A 22594-nucleotide genomic window follows, 5' to 3' on the forward strand; every position below is an offset into this window, starting at 1 on the left:
CGACGCATTGCGGGCAGCACTTTGCGCACCGAAAATTTCCGGGCGCCATCCCCTGTACGAAGGGACAGGCCCGCGAAATTCCCACCCTTTGTATACGGCCCGCTCGTTAATTCCGGACGCTCGCGGTGTTGACGACATGTTGCGAAACCCTCACACGCCCGCGCTCCGGGCGTTTCAGCCGGTGCAGCGCCAGGGACCGTTCGGCGTGCGACGCCGTCAGCGCACGAGCCCGTTCGGCGTCGCCGCGCGCCACCGCGTCCACGATCGCGCCGTGCTCGGCCCATGCCTCGACGGGCTGGGCGGGGATCTCGACCGCGTACATCCAGGCGATCTTGTGCCGGAGCTGGGTGAGCAGGGCGGTGAGCGCCGGGCTGCCCGAGGCCTGGGCCAGCGTCTCGTGGAACCAGCCGCCGAGCGAGCGCAGGTCTTCCGCCTGCCCCCGCCTGGCCCGCTCCTGCCCCAGCCTGACCAGGCCCCGCAGCACCTTGAGGTGCGCCTCCGTGCGGCGCTGCGCGGCGCGCGCGGCACCGAGCGGTTCGAGCAGGGACCGTACGTCCAGCAGGTCGGCCGCCTCCTGCTCGCTGGGCTCCGCGACGTGGGCGCCCGCGTGCCGGCGGGTGATCACGAAGCCCTCGGACTCCAGGGTGCGCAGCGCCTCGCGGACGGGGACGCGGGAGACTCCGTAACGGCGGGCCAACTGCTCCTCGGTCAGCCGGCTGCCGCGCTCGAAGACCCCGAGGACGATGTCGTCCCGGATCGCCGTGCATACAGAGTGCGCGGGAATGCGCATGTTCGACCTCCGCCTTAATCCGCGCGAAACCGGTTCTCCCGGGACTCTATTGCAGCAGGGCATTGTTTCCGATGGCTCCCCCGGAACCATGGATATGTTTTTGGTCAGCGAAAAGCCCCGGCCTAGTACGAGCCGGGGCTTTTCTGACGCGCTGGGAAGACCGCGAACGGTCAGACGTTCACACCGCGGGCGCGGAGGTACGCGATCGGGTTGATGTCCGAGCCGTACTCGGCGGTGGTGCGGGCCTCGAAGTGGAGGTGCGGGCCGGTGGAGTTGCCGGTCGAGCCCGAGATGCCTATCTGCTGGCCCGGGGTGACGGACTGGCCGACCCCGACACTGATGGCCGAGAGGTGACCGTACTGGGTGTACGTGCCGTCGTTCATCCGGATGACGACGTTGTTGCCGTACGCGCCGCCCCAGCCGGCCTCGACGACGGTGCCGGAGCCGACGGAGACGACCTTGCTGCCGGAGGCGGCGTGGAAGTCGATGCCGGAGTGACTGCCGGAGGACCAGAGCGAGCCGCCGGTCTTGTAACCGGTGCTGACGTACGAGCCGGCCACGGGGAGCTGGAAGGAGTTCAGGCGCTTGCGCTCGGCCTCACGGGCGGCGCGCTCCTTGGCCTCGCGGATCTCCTTGGCGCGGGCCTCCGCCTTGCGCTTCGCTTCGGCCTTGGCACGGGCCTCCGCCTTGCGCTTCGCCTCGGCCTCGGCGGCCTCGCGCTCCTGGGCGGCGGCCTGGGCGTCGACGGTCTCGGCGAGGGAGTCGGCGGCGACGATCTGGGTCAGCCCGGTGTCCTCGACGGAGGGGGCCGCGTCCGTGTCGACGGCGAGTGCCGGGGAGGCGAGGGTTCCGATGACGCCGGTGGTGGCGAGGGTCGCGACGCCGGCGATGCCGGCGCTGCGGCGCGCCAGACGGCTCGGACCACGATGCTTCCCGGTGGCACGGGTGAACGCCATGTAGGGGCTGTTCCTTTCCTTCCTTCTCGCCTACCGGGTTAGCTGACGGGTTCGGAGCAGGAAGGTCTCCTACGGGCCCCTCCGCACGGGTGCGAAGGCGTCCGATTCACCCCAGGGACTTCGTGTGGGTCCCCGGCTCCCCAGGCTCGCGCCTGACGGGGACTCGGCGATGACTGTCCGATGCCGCGGGTGCGGCGGGTGCAACTGGCGAACAGCCGGACTGACGCTAAGCGGACCATCTTTCAATCACCAAACAGACACGCCAGTTTGTAAGACATGCCACAGGCCATACACCCACCCTCTGCGGCAATACGGACAAAAAAGGAGGACCCCGACGTACTGTGACGTCGGGGTCCTCCGGTGCCGCCGACCGCGCCGGCGGTCCGGCTCAATCAGCCGGTGACGACGGTCACTTCGCCGATGCCGAGGGCGCGCACCGGCTCCTCGATCTCCGACGCGTCACCCACGAGCACGGTGACGAGACGGTCCACGGGGAAGGCGTTGACGACCGCGGCCGTCGCCTCCACCGTGCCGGTCTCGGCGAGGCGCGCGTACAACTGCGCCTGGAAATCGTCCGGAAGGTGCTGCTCGACCTGGTCGGCGAGGGTCCCGGCGACGGAGGCGGCGGTCTCGTACTTGAGCGGTGCCACGCCCACCAGGTTCTGCACGGCGACATCGCGCTCGGCGTCCGTCAGACCCTCCGCGGCGAGGGTGCGCAGCACCTTCCACAGGTCGTCAAGTGCCGGGCCGGTGTTGGGTGTGTCGACGGAGCCGCTGATGGCGAGCATCGAGGCGCCGTTGCCCTTGCCGTCGGAGCGCAGCACCTGGCCGAAGGCGCGGACGCCGTAGGTGTAGCCCTTCTCCTCGCGCAGGACGCGGTCCAGGCGGGAGGTGAGCGTGCCGCCGAGGCAGTACGTGCCGAGGACCTGGGCCGGCCAGACGCGGTCGTGCCGGTCCGCGCCGACACGGCCGATCAGCAGCTGCGTCTGGACGGCACCCGGGCGGTCGACGATGACCACACGGCCGGTGTCGTCGGCCGTGATCGGCGGAACCGGGCGGGACTCGGCGGAGTTCCCCGTCCAGGCGCCGAGCGTCTCGGCGAGCACCTTGTCCAGGTCGACGTCGGTCAGGTCGCCGACGACGACGGCCGTGGCCGTGGAGGGCCGGATGTGCGCCTCGAAGAACGCGCGGACGGCGGCGGCGTCGATCGCCTCCACCGTCTCCTCGGTGCCCTGGCGCGGCCGGGACATGCGCGAACCGGCCGGGAACAGCTCCTTGGAGAGCTGCTTGGCCGCCCGGCGGGCCGGGTTGGCCGTCTCGTGCGGGATCTCGTCGAGACGGTTGCGCACCAGTCGCTCGACCTCGGTCTCGAGGAACGCGGGCGCGATCAGGGCCTCGGAGAGCAGCCCGAGCGCCTTGGGCAGCCGCGAGACGGGGACCTCCAGGGAGACCCGTACACCCGGGTGGTCGGCGTGCGCGTCGAGCGTGGCGCCGCAGCGCTCCAGCTCGGCCGCGAACTCCTCGGCGCTGTGCTGGTCCGTGCCCTCGGAGAGCGCGCGGGCCATGATCGTGGCGACTCCGTCGAGGCCCGCGGGCTCGGCCTCCAGCGGGGCGTCGAAGAAGATCTCGACGGCGACGACCTGCTGGCCGGGGCGGTGGCAGCGCAGCACGGTCAGGCCGTTGTCCAGCGCTCCGCGGTCCGGGGCCGGGAAGGCCCAGGGCCTGGCGGTGCCCGGCTCCGGCTGCGGGTGGAACGTCATGCTCGTCAAAGACGCGGCAGCGTCGGTCACTGGTCCGCTCCCTCTTCCTCGTCGCTGTCGCTCTGCTCGGCGTCGTTCTGTTCGGTGCCGATCGGCTCGTAGACCAGCACCGCGCGGTTGTCCGGCCGCAGCTGGGCCTCGGCGACGGCACGCACCTCCTCGGCGGTGACGTCCAGGACCCGGTTGACGGCGGTCAGGGCGAGCTGCGGGTCGCCGAACAGGACCGCGTAGCGGCAGAGTTCGTCGGCGCGGCCCGCGACCGTGCCGAGCCGGTCCAGCCACTCCCGCTCCAACTGGGCCTGGGCGCGCTCCATCTCCTCGGGCGTCGGGCCCTCGGAGGCGAACCGGGCCAGCTCCTCGTCGACGGCGGCCTCGATCTCGGGCACCTCGACCCCGCCGGACGTCTTGACGTCCAGCCAGCCGAGCGAGGGCGCGCCGGCCAGGCGGAGCAGGCCGAAGCCGGCGGCCACGGCCGTACGGTCGCGGCGGACCAGCCGGTTGTGGAGCCGGGAGGACTCGCCGCCGCCGAGGACGGTCAGGGCGAGGTCGGCGGCGTCGCACTCGCGCGTGCCGTCGTGCGGGAGGCGGTAGGCGGCCATCAGCGCGCGGGCCGGGACCTCCTCCTCGACGACCTCGCGCAGCTGCTCGCCGATGGTGTCGGGGAGCGTGCCGTCGCGCGGCGGCAGCTTGCCGTCGTGGGACGGGATGGAGCCGAAGTACTTCTCGATCCAGGCCAGGGTCTGCGCCGGGTCGATGTCGCCGACGACCGAGAGCACCGCGTTGTTCGGCGCGTAGTACGTGCGGAAGAAGGCCCGCGCGTCCTCCAGCGTCGCCGCGTCCAGGTCGGCCATGGAGCCGATCGGCGTGTGGTGGTAGGGGTGACCCTCGGGGTAGGCCAGCGCGGTCAGCTTCTCGAAGGCCGTGCCGTAGGGCACGTTGTCGTACCGCTGGCGGCGCTCGTTCTTGACGACGTCGCGCTGGTTCTCCATGGACTCGTCGTCCAGGGCGGCGAGCAGCGAGCCCATGCGGTCCGCCTCCAGCCAGAGCGCGAGCTCCAGCTGGTGGGTGGGCATGGTCTCGAAGTAATTGGTGCGCTCGAAGCTCGTCGTGCCGTTGAGCGAACCGCCCGCGCCCTGCACCAGCTCGAAGTGGCCGTTGCCGTGGACCTGCTTCGAGCCCTGGAACATCAGGTGCTCGAAGAGGTGGGCCAGGCCGGTGCGACCCGCGACCTCGTGGCGGGAACCGACGTCGTACCAGAGGCACACCGCGGCGACCGGGGTCAGGTGGTCCTCGGAGAGCACCACGCGCAGGCCGTTGGCCAGCCGGTGCTCGGTCGCTGTCAGGCCGCCGGAGCCGGCCTCTGCCGTGGCCGTGTGACCCATGGGCATGTACGTCCCTTCGATCGCGATGTGGAAAAGTCCTGCCACCCTATGCAAGCGCACCGGCACCTGGCGAAGTTCCCGCAGGTTCCCGGCGTCCCTCTTCCGGGTCGCGCGGATGTCGCGTACGGCTGACGGCCGGCCCGGCCGACAGCCGGCGTACGGCTCGCGGACGGTCGGACGGACGGCTGAGGGACGGGCGGCGTACGGCCGCCGCACGGCTCCCGGACGGCCCTCGGCGGGCCTGTACCCGGGTCGCGGTCGGCGTTGTCGGTGGGACGGTCCACAATGGTCCGCGTCAGATCAACCTTGTTGGTGAAGGAGCCGCAGCCGCGATGGCCCGCCGCAGCACGAAGACACCGCCGCCGGACGACGCGTTCGAGGAGAGGATCCTCGACATCGACGTCGTCGACGAGATGCAGGGCTCCTTCCTCGAGTACGCGTACTCGGTGATCTACTCCCGCGCGCTGCCGGACGCCCGCGACGGCATGAAGCCCGTCCAGCGCCGCATCGTCTACCAGATGAACGAGATGGGCCTGCGCCCCGACCGCGGCTATGTGAAGTGCGCCCGCGTCGTCGGTGAGGTCATGGGCAAGCTGCACCCGCACGGCGACGCGTCGATCTACGACGCGATGGTGCGCATGGCCCAGCCGTTCTCCATGCGCCTCCCGCTGGTCGACGGCCACGGCAACTTCGGCTCGCTGGGCAACGACGACCCGCCCGCCGCCATGCGGTACACCGAGTCCAGGATGGCCGCCGCGGCGCTGATGATGACGGAGTCGATCGACGAGGACACGGTCGACTTCTCGCCGAACTACGACGGCCAGGAGCGGGAGCCGGTCGCGCTGCCCGCCGCGTATCCGAACCTGCTGGTCAACGGCGCCTCCGGCATCGCGGTCGGCATGGCGACCAACATGCCCCCGCACAACCTGGGCGAGGTCATCGCCGCCGCCCGGCACCTGATCCGGCACCCGAACGCGGACCTGGAAGCGCTGATGCGCTTCGTCCCCGGCCCCGACCTCCCCACCGGCGGCCGGATCGTCGGTCTGTCCGGCATCAAGGACGCGTACGAGAACGGCCGCGGCACGTTCAAGATCCGCGCCACGGCGACGGTGGAGAACGTGACGGCGCGCCGCAAGGGCATCGTCGTCACCGAACTGCCCTTCACGGTCGGCCCCGAGAAGGTCATCTCCAAGATCAAGGACCTGGTCGGCTCCAAGAAGCTGCAGGGCATCGCGGACGTCAAGGACCTCACCGACCGCAACCACGGTCTGCGCCTGGTCATCGAGGTCAAGAACGGCTTCGTGCCGGAGGCGGTCCTGGAGCAGCTCTACAAGCTGACGCCGATGGAGGAGTCCTTCGGTATCAACAACGTGGCGCTGGTCGACGGCCAGCCGCTCACGCTGGGCCTCAAGGAGCTCCTCGAGGTCTATCTCGACCACCGCTTCGACGTGGTGCGCCGGCGCTCCGAGTTCCGCCGCGGCAAGAAGCGCGACCGGCTGCACCTGGTCGAGGGCCTGCTCGTCGCCCTGCTCGACATCGACGAGGTCATCCGCCTCATCCGCTCCAGCGAGAACTCGGCGCAGGCCAAGGAGCGCCTCATCGAGCGCTTCTCGCTGAGCGAGGTCCAGACGCAGTACATCCTGGACACCCCGCTGCGCCGGCTCACCAAGTTCGACCGGATCGAGCTGGAGACCGAGCGCGACCGGCTCAACGGCGAGATCGACGAGCTGACCGGGATCCTGGACTCCGACAGCGAGCTGCGCAAGCTGGTCTCGGGCGAACTGGCCGCGGTGGCGAAGAAGTTCGGCACCGACCGGCGTACGGTCCTGCTGGAGTCGGCGGGCGCGCCGATCGCCGCCACCTCCCTGGAGGTCGCGGACGACCCCTGCCGGGTCCTGCTGTCCTCGACGGGCCTGCTGGCCCGTACGGCGACGGAGGAGATCCCGGCGGCCGCGGAAGGCAGGCGCTCCAAGCACGATGTGATCGTCTCCGTGGTTCCGGCGACGCAGCGCGGCGACATCGGCGCGGTGACCTCCGCCGGACGGCTGCTGCGGATCGCGGTGATCGATCTGCCGCAGCTGCCGAACACCGCCTCCGCGCCGAACCTGGCGGGCGGGGCACCGCTGGCGGAGTTCCTCACCCTGGAGGACGACGAGACCGTCGTCTGCCTGACGACGCTCGACGAGGCCTCGCCTGGGCTGGCGCTCGGCACGCTCCAGGGTGTGGTGAAGCGGGTCGTGCCGGACTATCCGGCGAACAAGGACGAGCTGGAGGTCATCACCCTCAGGGAGGGTGACCGGATCGTCGGCGCGACCGAGCTGCGGACGGGCGAGGAGGATCTGGTCTTCATCACCTCCGACGCCCAGCTGCTGCGCTACCAGGCCTCGCAGGTACGGCCCCAGGGACGTCCGGCGGGCGGTATGGCGGGCATCAAGCTCGCCGAGGGCGCCGAGGTGATCTCGTTCACGGCGGTGGATCCGGCGGTGGACGCGGTCGTGTTCACGGTCGCCGGCTCCACGGGCACGCTGGACGACTCGGCCGCCACGTCGGCGAAGCTGACGCCGTTCGACCAGTACCCCCGCAAGGGGCGTGCGACCGGTGGCGTGCGCTGCCAGCGGTTCCTGAAGGGCGAGGACGTGCTGATCCTTGCCTGGGCGGGCGCCACCCCGGCGCACGCCGCACAGGAGAACGGCACGCCGGTGGATCTGCCCGAGATCGACCCGCGCCGTGACGGCTCGGGCACCCCGCTGCCGAAGCCGGTCGATGTCGTGGCGGGCGCCCTCCGCTAGCGCTCCCCCCGTCGAAACGCCCCCTGCCCCGCGCCGTCGCGCGGGGCAGGGGGCGTTCGCCGTCGTGGGGCCGGTGGGGCCGGGCCGGCGGGAGGCCGGGGCGGACGGGGCCGGGACGGATGGGCCCGTGGCCGGTGTCAGGACGGGTCGCGGGGCGGGGCCGGTGTCAGGACCGATCGCGGGGCGGGGCCGTGGGCGCGTAGGTCGCCTCGATCCCGGCGACGATCAGGCGCAGCCCGTCCTCGAAGCCGGTGTCGTAGTCGGTGAAGAGCTCCGCCCCGGCCGCCGCCGACAGGGGGTAGTCGGCCAGCCGCTCGGCCCGCCGCTCGACGTCGAAGCCCTCGCGGGGCTGCCCCGGCACCGGCTCGGTGCCCTGCTCCTCCGTCACGAAGCCCAGCGTGAACATGTACGCCGTGGTGCTGGCCCGTACCGCCTGGGGCAGCGAGAAGCCCGCTTCGACGAGCGAGCCGAGCTGGAGCTCCATGTCCGCGGCGAAGTCGGTCCCGGTGAAGCGGGCACCGCTGTAGACCTTGGCGCCGTCGCGGTAGCGCAGCAGCCCGGCGCGCAGACCCCGGTTGACCGCGAGGATCCGCTCCTGCCAGCTCAGGTCGCCGGCCGGTCGCGCCACGGGGTCGGCGACCATCTGCCGGTACATCACCGTCGCCATCTCGTCGAGCAGCGCCTGCTTGTTCTTGAAGTGCCAGTAGAGCGCGGGCGCCTGCACGTTCAGCTCCTGGGCGATCGCGCGCAGCGTGAGTCCTTCGAGGCCCCGCTCGTTCAGCAGGCTCAGGGCGGCCTCCGCCACCTGCGCGGGATCCAGCCGAGTCGTCTTCTTCGTCGCCACCCCGCCACGGTATCCCCTTGACAACTTAACAACGTTAAGGCCATGCTCCGGAGCATGGAACTTAACAACGTTAAGGACGTGGGAGGCAGTGGCATGACCAGCGGCACGAGCGCGGAGACGGACGTCGTCGTCGTCGGAGCGGGCCCCACCGGACTGGTGCTCGCCATCGACCTCGCCCGCCGGGGCGTACGCACGCTGCTGGTCGAGAAGGCCGACCGGCTCTTCCCCGGCTCGCGCGGCAAGGGCATCCAGCCGCGCAGCCAGGAGGTCCTCGACGACCTCGGCGTACTGCCCGGGATCCTGGACGCGGCCTCCCTCTACCCGCGGATGCTGGCCTGGGAGGGCGCGGAGCGTCAGCACGAGTGGGACATGATGAAGCGGTCCGAGCCGACCGAGCAGGTCCCGTACGCGAACGTGCTGCTCATCCCGCAGTCCCGCACCCAGGAGCTGCTGTACGAGCGGCTGGTGGAGCTCGGGGGCGGCGTCCGGTTCGGCACGGCCCTCACGGGGTTCCGCCAGTCCGCGGACGGGGTCGAGGCGGAGCTCTCCACCGGCGGGACGGTACGGGCGTCCTATCTCGTGGCGGCCGACGGCGGACGCTCAACCGTCCGCAAGGCGCTCGGTATCGGCATGACGGGCGAGACCGTCGACCCGCGGCCGATGCTCGTCGGTGACGTCCGCCTCTCCCCCGAGGCGCTCGTCGACCGGGCAAACTGGCACATCTGGCCGAAGGCGCCCGGAGGCGGCGTGGCGCTGTGCCCGCTGCCCGGAGCCGACCACTTCCAGCTGATCGTCGCCTTCGAGGACGAGGCCGCCGCCGTCGACACCTCGGCCGAGGCGGTGCGCGGACTCGTCGCCGAGCGCACACCGCTCGCCGCGGCGGACGTCGTCGAGGTGCTGTGGGCCTCCGACTTCCGGGCCCGCGCGGCGATGGCGGACCGGTTCCGCGACGGCCGGGTCTTCCTGGCGGGCGACGCGGCGCACGTGCACTCCCCCGCGGGCGGTCAGGGCCTCAACACCAGCGTCCAGGACGCGTACAACCTCGGCTGGAAGCTCGGTCAGGTGCTGCGCCACGGCGCCCCGGCCGCGCTGCTCGACTCCTACGAGGCCGAGCGGCTGCCCGTCGCCGCCGCCGTCCTCGGCATCAGCAGCCGTATCCACCGGGCCTCCGCCGAGGGCGAGAACACCCAGCGCGGCGAGGAGGTCCAGCAGCTCGGCCTGGGGTACCGGGACTCGCCCGTCGCCGTCGAGACCCGGAGCGGGCTCGCCGAGGGCGCGCTGCGCGCGGGCGACCGCGCCCCGGACGGCCCGTACGGGGATGAGCACCTCTTCGACGTCTTCCGCGGACCGCACTTCACGCTCCTTGCCGTCGGCACGGAGCCCCCGGCCCTCCGGACGGGATCGGTGCGCACGGCCCGCGTGGCCGCGTACGAGCCCTACGGCACGGGCCTCTTCCTGATCCGGCCCGACGGCTACGTGGGATGGGCGGGCGAGAGCGCGGACGGCCTCGCGGACTACCTCGCCGCCGTCGGCGCCTGACCGGCCGACCACCCCGCGTCCGGCTCCGGGTCCGGGTCCGGCTCCGGCTCCGGCTCCGGCTCCGGCTGGGGTACGTAGCGCAGGACGCCCCACATGCTGTGCTCGTCAGGGATGTCCTGCGGGCCGTTCAGCTCGCACTCCGCCAGCCCCTTGCGCAGAGCCGGCGCGTCGATGCCGGAGCCGATGAGCACCAGCTGGGTGAGCCTCTCCTCGCCGACGGGCCAGGGCTCGGGAAAGAACCGCAGGAAGCGGCCGACCGCGTGGACGACATACCGGTTGTCCGGGTCCGCCGCGCCGAGATCGACGAAGCCCTTGATGCGGTAGAGCCCCTGCGGGCGGGAGTCGAGGAAGGTCATCAGGCGCCGCGGGTGCAGGGCGGTGCCGGTGGAGAACGAGAGGGACTCGTAGTGGGCGTGCGGATGCTCGGCCTCGGGGTCCCCGTAGAGCAGGTCCTCGATGGACATCTGCCCCTCGATCTCGTCCTCGGGCACCACCCGGTCGAAGAGGACCTCGGGGTCGACGCGCCCGTACGAGGCGCGGATCACCGCGGCCCGTCCGGCCAGCGCGGCGACCGTCTCGTGCACGGCGTCGAGCTCCTCCCGCGCTACCCGGTCCGCCTTGTTCACCACGACCAGATCGGCGAGGGCGAGATGACGGTCGGTCTCCGGATGCCGCTCCCGGGTCCCGGAGAACTCGGCGGCGTCGACGACCTGCACGAGCCCGCCGTACACGATCCGCTCGTTGTCGCTGGCGAGCACCATCCGGACGAGTTCCTGCGGCTCGGCGAGACCGCTGGCCTCGATGACGATCACATCGAGCCGCATCTCGGGCCGGGTGAGGACCTCCAGATACTCGTCCAGCTCGCTCGCGTCGACGGCGCAGCACAGGCACCCGTTGCCGAGCGAGACCGTGGAGCCGACCTGCCCGGCGACGGTCATCGCGTCGATCCCGATGTCCCCGAAGTCGTTGACCATGACCCCGATCCGGGTGCCCCGGGCACTGCGCAGCAGATGGTTGAGCAGCGTGGTCTTCCCCGAGCCGAGGAACCCGGAGAGGACGATGACGGGAATCTGCTGCCTGACCACGAAAACCCCTCCGACCACGAACCACAAAGCCCCCAGAATAGACACCAGCCGCGCGGCCCAGGGCCACCCGCAGCCACCGACGGTGCGCCGCCACCCGCAGGGCGGCCCGCACCTCTGCCCTCCTGGTCGCGGCGGGTGGTCGTTTCCGGTCCCCGCCCCCCTCCCCGTACCGTTCCTGCCATGAGCCCCGCACCGACCGCCCCCGCGCGACCCACTCCGCGCCGTCGGCGGTTCGGCTGGCCGCGGCGGGTCTTCGCGCAGGTCCTCCTCATGCAGCTGGCCGTCGCCACCGGCGTCACGGTGCTGGCCACCGGCCTCTTCCTCGCACCGCTCAGCGACCAGCTCGACGACCAGGCCATGCGGCGCGCCCTCGCCATCGCCGAGACCACCGCCTCCCCCGAGGTCGCCGCCGCGCTGCGTGACTCCGAGCCCTCCGCCGGTGGTCCGGTACAGGTCGAGGCCGAGCGGATCCGGCAGTCCACCGGCGCCGAGTACGTCGTCGTCATGGACACCCGAGGCGTGCGCTGGTCCCACACCGACCCCGCGCAGATCGGCAGGATCGTCTCCACGGACCCCAGCGCCGCCCTCTCCGGGCAGGAGGTCATGGAGATCGACAACGGCACCCTGGGCCGCTCGGCGCGGGGGAAGGCCCCGCTGCGCGACGTGGACGGGACCATCGTCGGCGCGGTGTCCGTCGGCATCGAGTACGACAGCGTCCACGACCGGCTCCTCGGGGCGATCCCCGGACTGCTCGCGTACGCCGGCGGGGCCCTGGCGGCCGGCGCCCTCGCCGCGTATCTGATCTCCCGCAGGCTGCAGCGGCAGACCCACGACCTGGCGTTCTCGGACATCTCCGCACTGCTCGCCGAACGCGAGGCCATGCTCCACGGCATCCGCGAGGGTGTCGTCGCCCTCGACCGCGCCGGCCGCATCCGTCTCATGAACGACGAGGCCCAGCGGCTTCTCGGTATCGGACCGGAGGCCACCGGGAGCCCGCTGGAGGAGGCGCTCGGCTCCGGTCGTACGGCCGACGTGCTGGCCGGCCGAGTCACGGGCGAGGACCTGGTGACCGTCCGGGGCCACCGGGTACTGATCGCCAACCGGATGCCGACGGACGACGGCGGCGCCGTCGCCACGCTGCGCGACCGGACCGAACTGGAGCGGCTCGGCCGCGAGCTCGACTCCACCCGCGGGCTGATCGACGCCCTCCGCGCCCAGGACCATGAGCACGCCAACCGGCTGCACACCCTCCTGGGCCTGCTGGAGCTGGAGATGCACGACGAGGCGGTGGAGTTCGTGACCGAGGTCGTGGGCGTCCACCGCGCCACCGCCGAGCAGGTGACCGAGAAGATCCACGACCCGCTGCTCGCCGCTCTCCTGGTCGGCAAGGCCACGGTCGCCGCCGAGCGGGGCGTGTCGCTGCGGATCTCGGCCGACTCGCTGCTCCCCGACCGGCTGGTCGACCCGCGCGAGCTGGTCACGGTCGTCGGCAACCTCGTCGACAACGCCCTGGACGCCGCCGCGGGCACCGTCGAGGCGCGCGTCGAGATCGCTCTGCGGGCCGAGGGCCGTACCGCCGTCCTGCGGGTCACCGACAGCGGGCCCGGCGTCCCGGACGACCGGCGCGATCTCATCTTCACCGAGGGGTGGACGACCAAGGAACTGCCCTCCCACGGCAAGCGGGGCCTGGGGCTTGCACTGGTACGCCGGCTCGCCGAGCGTCAGGGCGGCAGCGCCCGGGTCGACACGGGGCCGGACGGGGGCGCCGAGTTCACCGTCGTCCTCCCCGAAGCGCTGAACGAACCGGAGCCGCAGCCGGAGCCGGAGCCGTCGGCGGAACTGGACGAGCGACCGGACACCGGGCCGTCCGCGCCCGGCACAACCGCTCCGCCCGGCACGTCGGCCACCGGCACGTCCGCGCCCGGCACCTCGACGACCGCCAGCTCGGCCACCGGCACGTCGTCTGCCGGGGCCTCCGCGCTCGGGCCGTCCGCGTTCGGGGGGCCGCGGTGATCGACGTCCTGGTCGTCGACGACGACCGCCGCGTCGCGCAGATCAACGCGGCCTATGTGACGAAGGTGCCCGGCTTCCAGGTCGTCGCCACCGCCCACTCGTCGGCCGAGGCGCTCGCCCGGCTCGCCGAGGTCCCCGTCGACCTGATCCTGCTCGACCACTATCTGCCGGACGAGAACGGACTCGCGGTCGTACGGGAGCTGCGCCGGCTGGGCCACCAGACCGATGTGATCATGGTGACCGCGGCGCGCGACGTGGCGACCGTGCAGGCGGCGATGCGCCACGGAGCGCTGCAGTACCTGGTCAAGCCCTTCGCCTTCGCCGGGCTCCGCGGCAAGCTGGAGGCGTATGCCGCGCTGCGCCACACCCTGGAAGGCGGCGGCGAAGCGGAACAGGCCGAGGTCGACCGCATCTTCGGGGCGCTCTCCGCGAGCGCGGTGGAGCCCGACCTCCCCAAGGGCCACTCCCCCACCACGGCGGAGCTGGTGCGGCAGGTACTCCTCGCCGCCGACAAAGCCCTGTCCGCACAGGAGATCGCCGAGCGGTCGGGAGTCAGCCGGCAGACCGCTCAGCGCTACCTCAAGCTGCTCGAACGGACCGGCCGCGTACGGCTGTCGCTGAAGTACGGCGAGACGGGCCGCCCCGAACACCGCTACGTCTGGGCGAAGTCCACGGGCTGACCCCCCGCACCGGCCGAACCCCGGCGCGTGCGTCCGGCTCGCTCACACCGCTCCGGCGCCGGTCAGCGCCCTGACCTCCGTCTCCGCGTGCTTGGCCGCGTCGGGCGGCTCGGATGAGGTGACGGTCCCGACCCAGCCGGCCAGGAAGCCGAGCGGGATGGAGACCACACCCGGGTTCTGGAGCGGGAAGACATGGAAGTCGACCCCCGGGAACAGCGCGTCGGGGCTGCCGGAGACGACCGGCGAGAACACGACGAGCAGCACCGCCGGGACAAGGCCCCCGTACACCGACCACACGGCGCCGCGCGTGGTGAAGTTCCGCCAGAACAGCGAGTACAGCAGTACGGGCAGGTTGGCGGAGGCGGCGACCGCGAAGGCGAGACCGACCAGGAACGCCACGTTGAGGTCGCGGGCGAGCAGGCCGAGTCCGATCGCGGCGGCGCCGATCCCGGCCGCGGCGATGCGCGCCACGGTCACCTCGCTGTACGGCTTCGCGCGCGTGCCCCTGCGGCGCAGTGAGGCGTACAGGTCGTGGGCGACGGAGGCCGAGGAGGCGAGGGTGATGCCGGCGACGACCGCCAGGATGGTCGCGAAGGCGACGGCGGCGACGATCGCGAAGAGCACCGTGCCTCCGGTGGAGCCCGCTCCCCCGCCGAGATCGAGCGCGAGCAGCGGTACGGCGGTGTTCCCGGCCGCGTTGGAGGCGCGCACGGCGTCGGGGCCGATGATCGCGGCGGCGCCGAAGCCGAGGACGATCGTCATCAGGTAGAAGCCGCCGATGAGCCCGATCGCCCAGACGACGGAACGGCGGGCCGCCCGTGCGGTCGGCACGGTGTAGAAGCGGGACAGGATGTGCGGCAGTCCGGCGGTGCCGAGGACGAGCGCGACGCCGAGGCTGATGAAGTCGAGCCGTGAGGTCCACTCCCCGCCGTAGCGCAGGCCAGGGGCGAGGAAGTCCCGTCCGTGTCCGCTGCGTTCCGCCGCCGTGGCGAGCAGGTGGTTGAAGTCCCCGTGGAAGCGGAGCAGGACGAGCACGGTGAGGGTGATCGTGCCGGCCATCAGCAGCACGGCCTTGACGATCTGGATCCAGGTGGTCGCCCGCATTCCGCCGATCGACACATAGATCACCATCAGGGCGCCGACACCGACCACGGTCCATGAGCGGGCGGCTTCACTGGTGCCCCCGAGGAGCAGGGCGACCAGGCTGCCGGCCCCGACCATCTGGGCCACCAGATAGAGCACGGAGACCGTGACGGAGGAGGTTCCCGCGGCGATCCGGACGGGGCGCTCGGCCATCCGGGCCGCCACCACGTCGGCGAGGGTGAACCGGCCGCAGTTGCGGACCAGTTCGGCGACCAGGAGGAGCACGACCAGCCAGGCGACGAGGAAGCCGACGGAGTACAGCATGCCGTCGTAGCCGAAGAGGGCGATCAGTCCGGAGATGCCGAGGAAGGAGGCGGCGGACATGTAGTCGCCGGCGATGGCGAAACCGTTCTCCAGCGGGGAGAAGAGCCTTCCTCCGGCATAGAACTCCTCCGCCGAACCGTGCCGGTTACGGCTCACCCAGGTGGTGATCCCGAGCGTCACCACGATGAACGCGCTGAACAGCAGCAGCGCGAGTGTCTGATGGTCGTCGGTCACGGTCGGCCTCCCCGCGTGATCTCCTGCGCCCGTGTCTCGTCGAACACCGTCCAGCGCAGCTCCAGGGCGGCGCGGTCCCGCCGCAGCCGCGCGTTGCGGGCGTAGGCCCAGGTCAGCAGGAAGGTGGAGAGGAACTGGCCGAGCCCGGCGAGCATCGCCACGTTCACCATCCCGAAGACGGGCCGGGCCATCAGCGCGGGTGCCGCCGTCGCCGCCACCACATAGGCGAGGTACCAGACGAGGAAGGCGAGGACGGCCGGGATCACGAACCGCCGGTAGCGGCTGCGTACTTCCTGGAAGGCGGCGCTGCGCTGGACCTCCAGGTAGATGTCGGCAGCCCCCTGGCCGCCCGGCTGCTGTCGCGGTACGGCCCCGGTCGCCGCCGCACCGTGGTCGGCCTCGGCGGAGGGCGTCTCCATGTCGGCCGACTCGCCCCAGCCGGAGGCGAGTGCGTCGTACCAGGGGTCGTCGATCCGCACCGCGGGGGCGCCCGGCTCTTCGTCCTTCTCCACCGGTGAACTCTCCTTGTCAGCGAACCGTTTCGGCCGCGTGCCCAAGGATGGACAGAGCGGGAAGATCCCGGACTCTTCTCCCTCCTCACTTCACCCCATCAGGTGATGGTTCTCCCAGGTGGCGCGACGAGCCCGTGCTGATATGCGTACCGGACGCCCTGCGCCCGCTGGCACACCCCCGCCTTGGCGCAGAGATTGCTGATGTGGGTCTTCACGGTGGCGGTGGAGATGCTCAGCCGGACGCCGATCTCCTGGTCGAAAAGGTGCCGGCACCCACAGCCGCACAGCGAAGCCGTCGCCCTCGGGGCCCGCGTGCATGGTTCCGCCGAGGAGTTCGGCGCGGTCCCGCATGCCGAGCAGCCCGTAGCCCGATCCGGAGGCGTTTAGCCCCGCCGCCGCGGCCCGGCCGGGCACACCGTCCGTGCCGGCTGCCCCGTGTCAGGGGCGACTGGCGCCCCCGAGTCGCGTATCTCCAAGGCGACTTCCGCCGTCCCATAGGCGACAGCAACCGTGCCCTGGCTCCGGGTGCGTGTTTACGGACCTTGGTGAGGGCTTCCTGCGCCACTCTCCGTACGGCCTGGGAGGCTTCCGCTGGAAGGCGTCTGCGGGCGCCGGCCCCCTGGACCTCGGCCCGGTCCTCGCGCGCCGGCTCCCGCAGACAGTCCTCGACGGGCACCATGTCGCCCCGGAGCGCGGAGAGCGCCTGCCGGGTCTCGGCGAGCCCCTCCCGGCCATGGAGTGGGCGGCCACCACCCGCTCCAGGATCGTCTCCCGTCCGGCGCCGGCCTCGATCTGCAGCCTGGCCGCCTCCAGGTGGACCATCTGCGCGGAGAGGCTGTGCGCCAGGACGTAGGGCCGCCGAGGCCGCCTCGGCGTCGCGTACCGCGCGCTCCTGCGCCAGCGGCCGGAACCCGGCTGCGGGCTTCGGCGTCCAGACGCAGCGAGCATCCGGTGAGCAGCACGGGCGGCGGTGGTGACTCCGGCCGCCAGAACCCCGGTGTCATCCGTGTCCACGAAGCCCTCGGAAAGATGAGTCCCTCCGTCACCGCGACGCTACGGAGAGGCAGCGCGGCTGTGATCGTCTCAGGGGTGGACGGTCGGCCAGGGATCACCCCGACGGGCGGCCGGGCGTCACGCCTGAGGCGTCGGTCGGCTAGGCGTCGATGCGCGAGCGGTCGAGCGTGGCCGCGGAGCTGGTGATGAACTCCTTGCGGGGCGCCACATCGTTGCCCATGAGCAGGTCGAAGACCTGCTCGGCCGAGTCCAGGTCGCCGATGTTGATACGGCGCAGGGTCCGGTGGCGCGGGTCCATCGTGGTCTCCGCCAGCTGGTCGGCGTCCATCTCGCCGAGGCCCTTGTAGCGCTGGATGGCGTCCTTGTAGCGGATGTTCTTGCGCTGGTACTCGAACAGGGTCTGCCGCAGCTCGTTGTCCGAGTACGTGTAGACGTACTTGTCCTGGCCCTTCTTGGGCTGGACGAGCTCGATGCGGTGCAGGGGCGGCACGGCGGCGAAGACCCGGCCGGCCTCGACCATCGGGCGCATGTAGCGCTGGAAGAGGGTCAGCAGCAGGCAGCGGATGTGCGCGCCGTCGACGTCGGCGTCGACGAGGAGCACGATCTTGCCGTAGCGGGCCGCGTCGATGTCGAAGGTACGGCCCGAGCCGGCTCCTATGACCTGGATGATCGCTCCGCACTCGGCGTTCTTGAGCATGTCCGAGACGGAGGACTTCTGGACGTTGAGGATCTTTCCGCGGATCGGCAGGAGCGCCTGGAACTCGCTGTTGCGGGCGAGCTTGGCGGTACCGAGCGCGGAGTCTCCCTCGACGATGAAGAGCTCGCTGCGCTCGACGTCGTCGCTGCGGCAGTCGGCGAGCTTGGCAGGCAGCGAGGACGACTCCAGCGCGGTCTTCCTGCGCTGCGCCTCCTTGTGCTGGCGGGCCGCGATACGCGTCCTGGCGGCGGCCACGGCCTTCTCCAGGACGGCACGGGCCTGGGCCTTGGCGTCGCGCTTGGTGGACGTCAGGAAGGCCTTGAGCTCCCGGGCGATCACGGTGGCGACGATCCGGCGGGCGGCCGAGGTGCCGAGCACCTCCTTGGTCTGCCCTTCGAACTGCGGCTCGGCGAGCCGGACCGTCACGACGGCCGTGAGGCCTTCGAGGGCGTCGTCCTTGACGATGTCGTCCTCGGCGACGCGGAGCATCTTGGCGGAGCGCAGGACCTCGTTGACCGTCTTGGTGATGGCCTGCTCGAAGCCGGAGACATGGGTGCCGCCCTTGGGGGTGGCGATGATGTTGACGAACGACTTGACCGTGGTGTCGTAGCCGGTGCCCCAGCGCAGGGCCACGTCGACGCCCAGCTCACGGGTGACCTCGGTGGGCGTCATGTGCCCGCGGTCGTCGAGGACCGGGACGGTCTCCTTGAAGGTGCCCTGGCCGGTCAGCCGCAGCACGTCGCAGACGGCCTTGTCCTGGGCGAGGAACTCGCAGAACTCGCTGATGCCGCCGTCGAAGCGGAACGTCTCCTCGCTCTTGCCCACGCCCTCCAGGTCTCGCTCGTCCCTGACCACGATGGTCAGGCCGGGCACCAGGAAGGCGGTCTGGCGGGCGCGCTGGTGGAGGTGGTCCAGGGAGAGCTTGGCGTCCTTGAGGAAGATCTGGCGGTCCGCCCAGTACCGCACGCGGGTGCCGGTGCGGGTCTTGGGGACGCGCTTGCCCTTCAGCAGCCCGTTGCCCGGGTCGAAGGGGCTGTCGGGGCCCTGCTCGGTGAAGATGCCGGGGACACCGCGGCGGAAGCTGATCGAGTGCGTGGAGCTGTTCCGGTCGACCTCGACGTCGAGCCTGGCCGACAGGGCGTTCACCACGGAGGCGCCCACGCCGTGCAGACCGCCGGAGGCCGCGTACGAGCCGCCGCCGAACTTTCCGCCGGCGTGCAGCTTGGTCATGACGACCTCGACGCCGGACAGCCCGGTCTTGGGCTCGACGTCGACCGGGATGCCCCGGCCGTTGTCGCGCACCTCGACGGAGCCGTCCTCGTGGAGGATCACGTCGATGTGGTCGCAGTAGCCGCCGAGAGCCTCGTCGACCGAGTTGTCGATGATCTCCCAGAGGCAGTGCATCAGGCCGCGGCTGTCTGTGGACCCGATGTACATACCGGGGCGCTTGCGGACCGCTTCGAGCCCTTCGAGTACGAGCAGGTGCCGCGCGGTGTAGTTGGAACCGTCACGGTCTGCGGTCAGCAGCGCACTGGACGGCACGGACGTCTCGGCGGTCACGCGGTTCGCTCCTCGCTGAATTTGAAAACTGGCCCCGTGGGGTAAGGCCCGGCGTCGGTCACCGGTCAGAGGGTACCGATGCCTGGTAGAGCGGTTGTCACGCCACCCTCCTGATTTCTCATGCTAGTGCAGAGTCGCATGGGTGTTCGATCCCTCGAAGGGGTGACGTGAACATCACGTTCCCTTCCGCGCATGAACCATTTAGGCTCCGGGCACGTCCTCATGAACAACCGGCAACCCAGCCGGGAGGACGAAACCGAGACAAGCAATGCGAAATCCGTAGAGCGACGCAATACGGCTCATTCGCCGCCAACCGGCAGCAGCAGCCACCTCGGGAAGAAGTTTCGAGGAAAAGCCACGAGCGGGAACGTTTTCGGCCTGGTTGGATGTTGACCCTGGTACGACAGCTCGTCGAGCTAGAGAAGAGGCGACGTGACTACTGTTCTGACCCCCGCGAGCCCCCTGACGGCCGCTGACCGCTGCGACCGCTGCGGCGCCCAGGCGTACCTGCGCGTCGTCCTGACCAGCGGCGGTGACTTGCTCTTCTGTGCCCACCACGGGCGCAAGTTCGAGCCGGAACTCAAGAAGATCGCCGCGGAAATACAGGATGAGACGGACCGGCTCACCGACGTGCCGGCCAAGGCAGTAGACGAGGACCGCTGACGCCTCGCATCCACGACGAGCCATGGCCGGTCGCTGACCGGACGACGGGCGGCCACCCCCGCGTGACGGAGGGTGGCCGCCCGTTCTCGCGCCCTCGGCTCAGAAGTTCGCCGGCAGCACGGTGGAGACGCGGGTGTAGACCCCCGGGCTCTCGGCCTGCCCACAGCCGCTGCCCCAGGACACCAGACCGATGAGCCGCCCGCCTGCCACCAGCGGCCCGCCGCTGTCCCCCTGGCAGGCGTCCTTGCCGCCCTGCGGATCGCCCGCGCAGAGCATCGTGCCGGCGCGGTACGCGGACCCGAAGCCGCCGGGATACGCCCGCTCGCACGCGGCGTCGGGCAGCACCTGGACACGCGCGGCGCGCAGCGCGGAGGCGTAGGTCCCGTTGCCGGTGGTGTCCCCCCAGCCGTACACGTCCGCGGCCGTCCCCGGCGCCTCGGCCGCGTCACCGGGGACGGCCGGCGTGATCACGTACGACAGGGGCAGCGGGCTCGCCAGCGTCAGTACGGCCAGATCGTTGGCGTTCGCCGTCGGGTCGTAGTCCGGACTGATCCAGGTGTCGGTGACACGGATCTCCTGTCCGCCCGTGCCTCTCAGCGCGGACCGGCCCGCGATGACCTTGAAGTCGGCGAGATCCCCGGGCGCGCCGCCCAGGACGTCCCTGCCCAGGCAGTGGGCGGCGGTCAGCACCCGGGTCGGTGCCACCACCGCTCCCCCGCAGAACTGACCCGCGCGCGTACCTCCGAACCGGTCACGGCTCGAGAGCGCCACGGCCCAGGGGGCGTCGGCGATCCGCGCGGGCTGCCCGCCCACCACGACACTGTCGGCGGCCGCGGGAGCGGCGGCGGCGAACGGACCGGCCGCCGCCGAGATCAGGCCCAGGGCAGCGGTCACTGCTCGGGCGAAGGGGCGACGCATAGAGCCTCCTGACTCTCCGATGATGTCGGTTCACCCAGCGTCGTCCAGACTCACGCGCCGTGCACCCCCGCAATGCCGAAGGGCCCGGCTCCCTCCTGGGGAACCGGGCCCTTCTCGGCTCGTACGACCGCGGACTAGTCGAGGTAGTCGCGCAGCACCTGCGAACGAGACGGGTGGCGCAGCTTCGACATGGTCTTCGACTCGATCTGGCGGATGCGCTCACGCGTCACGCCGTAGACCTTGCCGATCTCGTCCAGCGTCTTCGGCTGGCCGTCGGTGAGGCCGAAGCGCATGGAGACCACGCCTGCCTCACGCTCGGAGAGCGTGTCGAGGACGGAGTGCAGCTGCTCCTGGAGGAGCGTGAAGCTGACCGCGTCGGCCGGGACGACCGCCTCGGAGTCCTCGATGAGGTCACCGAACTCGCTGTCTCCGTCCTCACCCAGAGGGGTGTGGAGGGAGATCGGCTCACGGCCGTACTTCTGGACCTCGATGACCTTCTCCGGGGTCATGTCGAGTTCCTTGGCCAGCTCCTCCGGGGTGGGCTCGCGGCCCAGATCCTGGAGCATCTGGCGCTGGACGCGCGCCAGCTTGTTGATGACCTCGACCATGTGCACCGGGATACGGATGGTGCGGGCCTGGTCGGCCATGGCGCGGGTGATCGCCTGACGGATCCACCAGGTGGCGTACGTGGAGAACTTGTAGCCCTTGGTGTAGTCGAACTTCTCGACCGCGCGGATCAGACCCAGGTTGCCTTCCTGGATCAGGTCCAGGAAGAGCATGCCGCGGCCGGTGTAGCGCTTGGCCAGCGAGACCACCAGGCGGAGGTTGGCCTCCAGGAGGTGGTTCTTGGCGCGGCGGCCGTCCTCGGCGATGATCTCCAGCTCACGCTTGAGCTTGGGCGCCAGCTTGTCGGAGTTGGCCAGCTTGTCCTCGGCGAACAGACCGGCCTCGATGCGCTTGGCGAGCTCGACCTCCTGCTCGGCGTTGAGCAGCGGGACCTTGCCGATCTGCTTCAGGTAGTCCTTGACCGGGTCGGCGGTGGCACCGGCGACGGCGACCTGCTGCGCCGGAGCGTCGTCCTCGTCCTCGTCGGACAGGACGAAGCCCTTGTTCTCGCCCTCGGCCTCCTCGTCCTCGCCCTTGCCGGGCGCGACGTCCTCGAGGAGCTCCTCGCCCTCGACGACCTCGTCGGAGTCCTTCTTGGCGGCCGTCTTCTTGGCCACCGTCTTCTTGGCGGCCGTCTTCTTGGCCACGGTCTTCTTGGCCGCGGTCTTCTTCGCGGCTGCCTTCTTGGCCGGGGTTCCGGCCTCGTCGGCCGGGTCCGCGCTCTCTGTCGCCGGAGCCGCCGCGGCGGCCGAGACGGTCTTCGTCACGGTCGTCTTGGCGGTGACGGTCTTGGTGGCGGTGCGCTTGGCCGGGCTCTTCGCTGCGACGCTCTTGCGGGCGCGCTTCGGCGACTCCGCTGCACTGACCATCAGCGTCACACCCTCTTCCTCGAGGATCTGGTTGAGGCTGCGCAGAACATTCTTCCACTGGGTTGGCGGAATCTGGTCAGCCTCGAAGGCCCGACGCACGTCATCGCCGGCGATCTGCCCATCAGCCTTTCCCCGCTCGATGAGCGCCATCACAGACTCGGACTCGGCGATCTCCGGCGGGAGCGTACGGGATGTGCTGGCCGACACGAACAACCTCTCGGAACGATGGAAAACGGCTTCCGGCCCCGCCCATGATCGGGCCGGAGCCGACGACCG

General features: G+C 71.1%; 17 protein-coding genes, 1 pseudogene and 1 riboswitch. Of the genes and pseudogenes, 5 read left to right on the top strand and 13 right to left on the bottom strand.

The genetic code is table 11. From position 1 onward, the window contains the following. Positions 1–106: 106 nt before the first annotated feature. The 4 genes from ACFY8U_RS27470 to ACFY8U_RS27485 form a co-directional block, all read right to left on the bottom strand. Positions 107–790, bottom strand: coding sequence for a GntR family transcriptional regulator (locus ACFY8U_RS27470; protein WP_389574808.1), 684 nt, complete (start codon positions 788–790; stop codon positions 107–109). Between the two features lie 170 nt (positions 791–960). Beyond that, positions 961–1746: a M23 family metallopeptidase gene (locus tag ACFY8U_RS27475; RefSeq protein ID WP_361441751.1), complete on the bottom strand. Its 786-nt coding sequence runs from the start codon at positions 1744–1746 to the stop codon at positions 961–963. A gap of 12 nt (positions 1747–1758) precedes the next feature. Continuing rightward, a riboswitch (cyclic di-AMP (ydaO/yuaA leader) is annotated at positions 1759–1925 on the bottom strand. A gap of 213 nt (positions 1926–2138) precedes the next feature. Then, the gene (locus tag ACFY8U_RS27480) at positions 2139–3506 is read right to left on the bottom strand and encodes a M16 family metallopeptidase (protein ID WP_389575038.1); all 1368 of its coding nucleotides are present in this window, start codon (positions 3504–3506) and stop codon (positions 2139–2141) included. A 26-nt stretch (positions 3507–3532) separates the two neighbouring features. Then, complete coding sequence (locus tag ACFY8U_RS27485; RefSeq protein ID WP_361604088.1) at positions 3533–4894, bottom strand: pitrilysin family protein; 1362 nt, start codon at positions 4892–4894, stop codon at positions 3533–3535. Between the two features lie 326 nt (positions 4895–5220). On the opposite strand from ACFY8U_RS27485, the gene ACFY8U_RS27490 reads away from it, so the two are divergent. Beyond that, the gene (locus tag ACFY8U_RS27490; protein ID WP_389574811.1) at positions 5221–7677 is read left to right on the top strand and encodes a DNA topoisomerase (ATP-hydrolyzing) subunit A; all 2457 of its coding nucleotides are present in this window, start codon (positions 5221–5223) and stop codon (positions 7675–7677) included. Positions 7678–7843: 166 nt separating this feature from the next. On the opposite strand, the gene ACFY8U_RS27495 is transcribed toward ACFY8U_RS27490, so the two are convergent. Next, positions 7844–8521: a TetR/AcrR family transcriptional regulator C-terminal domain-containing protein gene (locus ACFY8U_RS27495; protein ID WP_389574814.1), complete on the bottom strand. Its 678-nt coding sequence runs from the start codon at positions 8519–8521 to the stop codon at positions 7844–7846. A 93-nt stretch (positions 8522–8614) separates the two neighbouring features. On the opposite strand from ACFY8U_RS27495, the gene ACFY8U_RS27500 reads away from it, so the two are divergent. Beyond that, positions 8615–10060, top strand: coding sequence for an FAD-dependent oxidoreductase (locus ACFY8U_RS27500; protein ID WP_389574818.1), 1446 nt, complete (start codon positions 8615–8617; stop codon positions 10058–10060). Here ACFY8U_RS27500 and ACFY8U_RS27505 read toward each other — a convergent pair. Further along, positions 10036–11145 carry a CobW family GTP-binding protein gene (locus ACFY8U_RS27505; protein ID WP_389574820.1) on the bottom strand — a complete coding sequence of 370 codons (1110 nt, stop codon included), beginning with the start codon at positions 11143–11145 and terminating at the stop codon, positions 10036–10038. The two genes, ACFY8U_RS27500 and ACFY8U_RS27505, sit on opposite strands and share 25 nt — an antisense overlap. 180 nt (positions 11146–11325) lie before the next feature. On the opposite strand from ACFY8U_RS27505, the gene ACFY8U_RS27510 reads away from it, so the two are divergent. Further along, positions 11326–13158 carry an ATP-binding protein gene (locus ACFY8U_RS27510; protein WP_389574823.1) on the top strand — a complete coding sequence of 611 codons (1833 nt, stop codon included), beginning with the start codon at positions 11326–11328 and terminating at the stop codon, positions 13156–13158. Further along, on the top strand, positions 13155–13838 hold the full coding sequence (locus ACFY8U_RS27515) for a response regulator (RefSeq protein WP_389574825.1): 684 nt from the start codon (positions 13155–13157) through the stop codon (positions 13836–13838). The genes ACFY8U_RS27510 and ACFY8U_RS27515 overlap by 4 nt, the downstream gene beginning before the upstream one ends. A gap of 42 nt (positions 13839–13880) precedes the next feature. Here ACFY8U_RS27515 and ACFY8U_RS27520 read toward each other — a convergent pair whose 3' ends face one another. The 5 genes and pseudogenes from ACFY8U_RS27520 to ACFY8U_RS27540 form a co-directional block, all read right to left on the bottom strand. Continuing rightward, positions 13881–15479 carry a cation acetate symporter gene (locus ACFY8U_RS27520; RefSeq protein ID WP_389574828.1) on the bottom strand — a complete coding sequence of 533 codons (1599 nt, stop codon included), beginning with the start codon at positions 15477–15479 and terminating at the stop codon, positions 13881–13883. Further along, positions 15476–15991 (bottom strand): DUF485 domain-containing protein, encoded by a 516-nt coding sequence (locus ACFY8U_RS27525; RefSeq protein ID WP_361767619.1) that lies wholly within the window; start codon positions 15989–15991, stop codon positions 15476–15478. Before ACFY8U_RS27525 ends, ACFY8U_RS27520 begins: the two co-directional genes overlap by 4 nt. A 98-nt stretch (positions 15992–16089) precedes the next feature. Beyond that, positions 16090–16278 (bottom strand): LuxR C-terminal-related transcriptional regulator, encoded by a 189-nt coding sequence (locus tag ACFY8U_RS27530; RefSeq protein ID WP_389575041.1) that lies wholly within the window; start codon positions 16276–16278, stop codon positions 16090–16092. Next, positions 16259–16947 (bottom strand): annotated as a pseudogene (locus tag ACFY8U_RS27535) (sensor histidine kinase); the annotation flags it as partial. The pseudogene ACFY8U_RS27535 and the gene ACFY8U_RS27530, both read right to left, overlap by 20 nt. Before the next feature lie 197 nt (positions 16948–17144). Further along, entirely contained in the window at positions 17145–19262 is a 2118-nt protein-coding gene (locus ACFY8U_RS27540) for a type IIA DNA topoisomerase subunit B (RefSeq protein WP_389574831.1), read from the bottom strand. Between the two features lie 432 nt (positions 19263–19694). Between ACFY8U_RS27540 and ACFY8U_RS27545 the strand changes: the two genes are divergently transcribed. Continuing rightward, positions 19695–19925 carry a hypothetical protein gene (locus tag ACFY8U_RS27545; RefSeq protein WP_137992866.1) on the top strand — a complete coding sequence of 77 codons (231 nt, stop codon included), beginning with the start codon at positions 19695–19697 and terminating at the stop codon, positions 19923–19925. A gap of 99 nt (positions 19926–20024) precedes the next feature. Here the strand turns inward: ACFY8U_RS27545 and ACFY8U_RS27550 are convergent, their stop codons facing one another. Together ACFY8U_RS27550 and ACFY8U_RS27555 are read right to left on the bottom strand one after the other, a co-directional pair. Then, positions 20025–20843: a S1 family serine peptidase gene (locus tag ACFY8U_RS27550; RefSeq protein ID WP_389574834.1), complete on the bottom strand. Its 819-nt coding sequence runs from the start codon at positions 20841–20843 to the stop codon at positions 20025–20027. 134 nt (positions 20844–20977) lie between these two features. After that, positions 20978–22525 (bottom strand): RNA polymerase sigma factor, encoded by a 1548-nt coding sequence (locus tag ACFY8U_RS27555; protein WP_389574837.1) that lies wholly within the window; start codon positions 22523–22525, stop codon positions 20978–20980. Positions 22526–22594 lie beyond the last annotated feature (69 nt).

The organism is Streptomyces sp. NPDC012508 (assembly GCF_042902595.1).
Classification (GTDB): Bacteria; Actinomycetota; Actinomycetes; order Streptomycetales; family Streptomycetaceae; genus Streptomyces.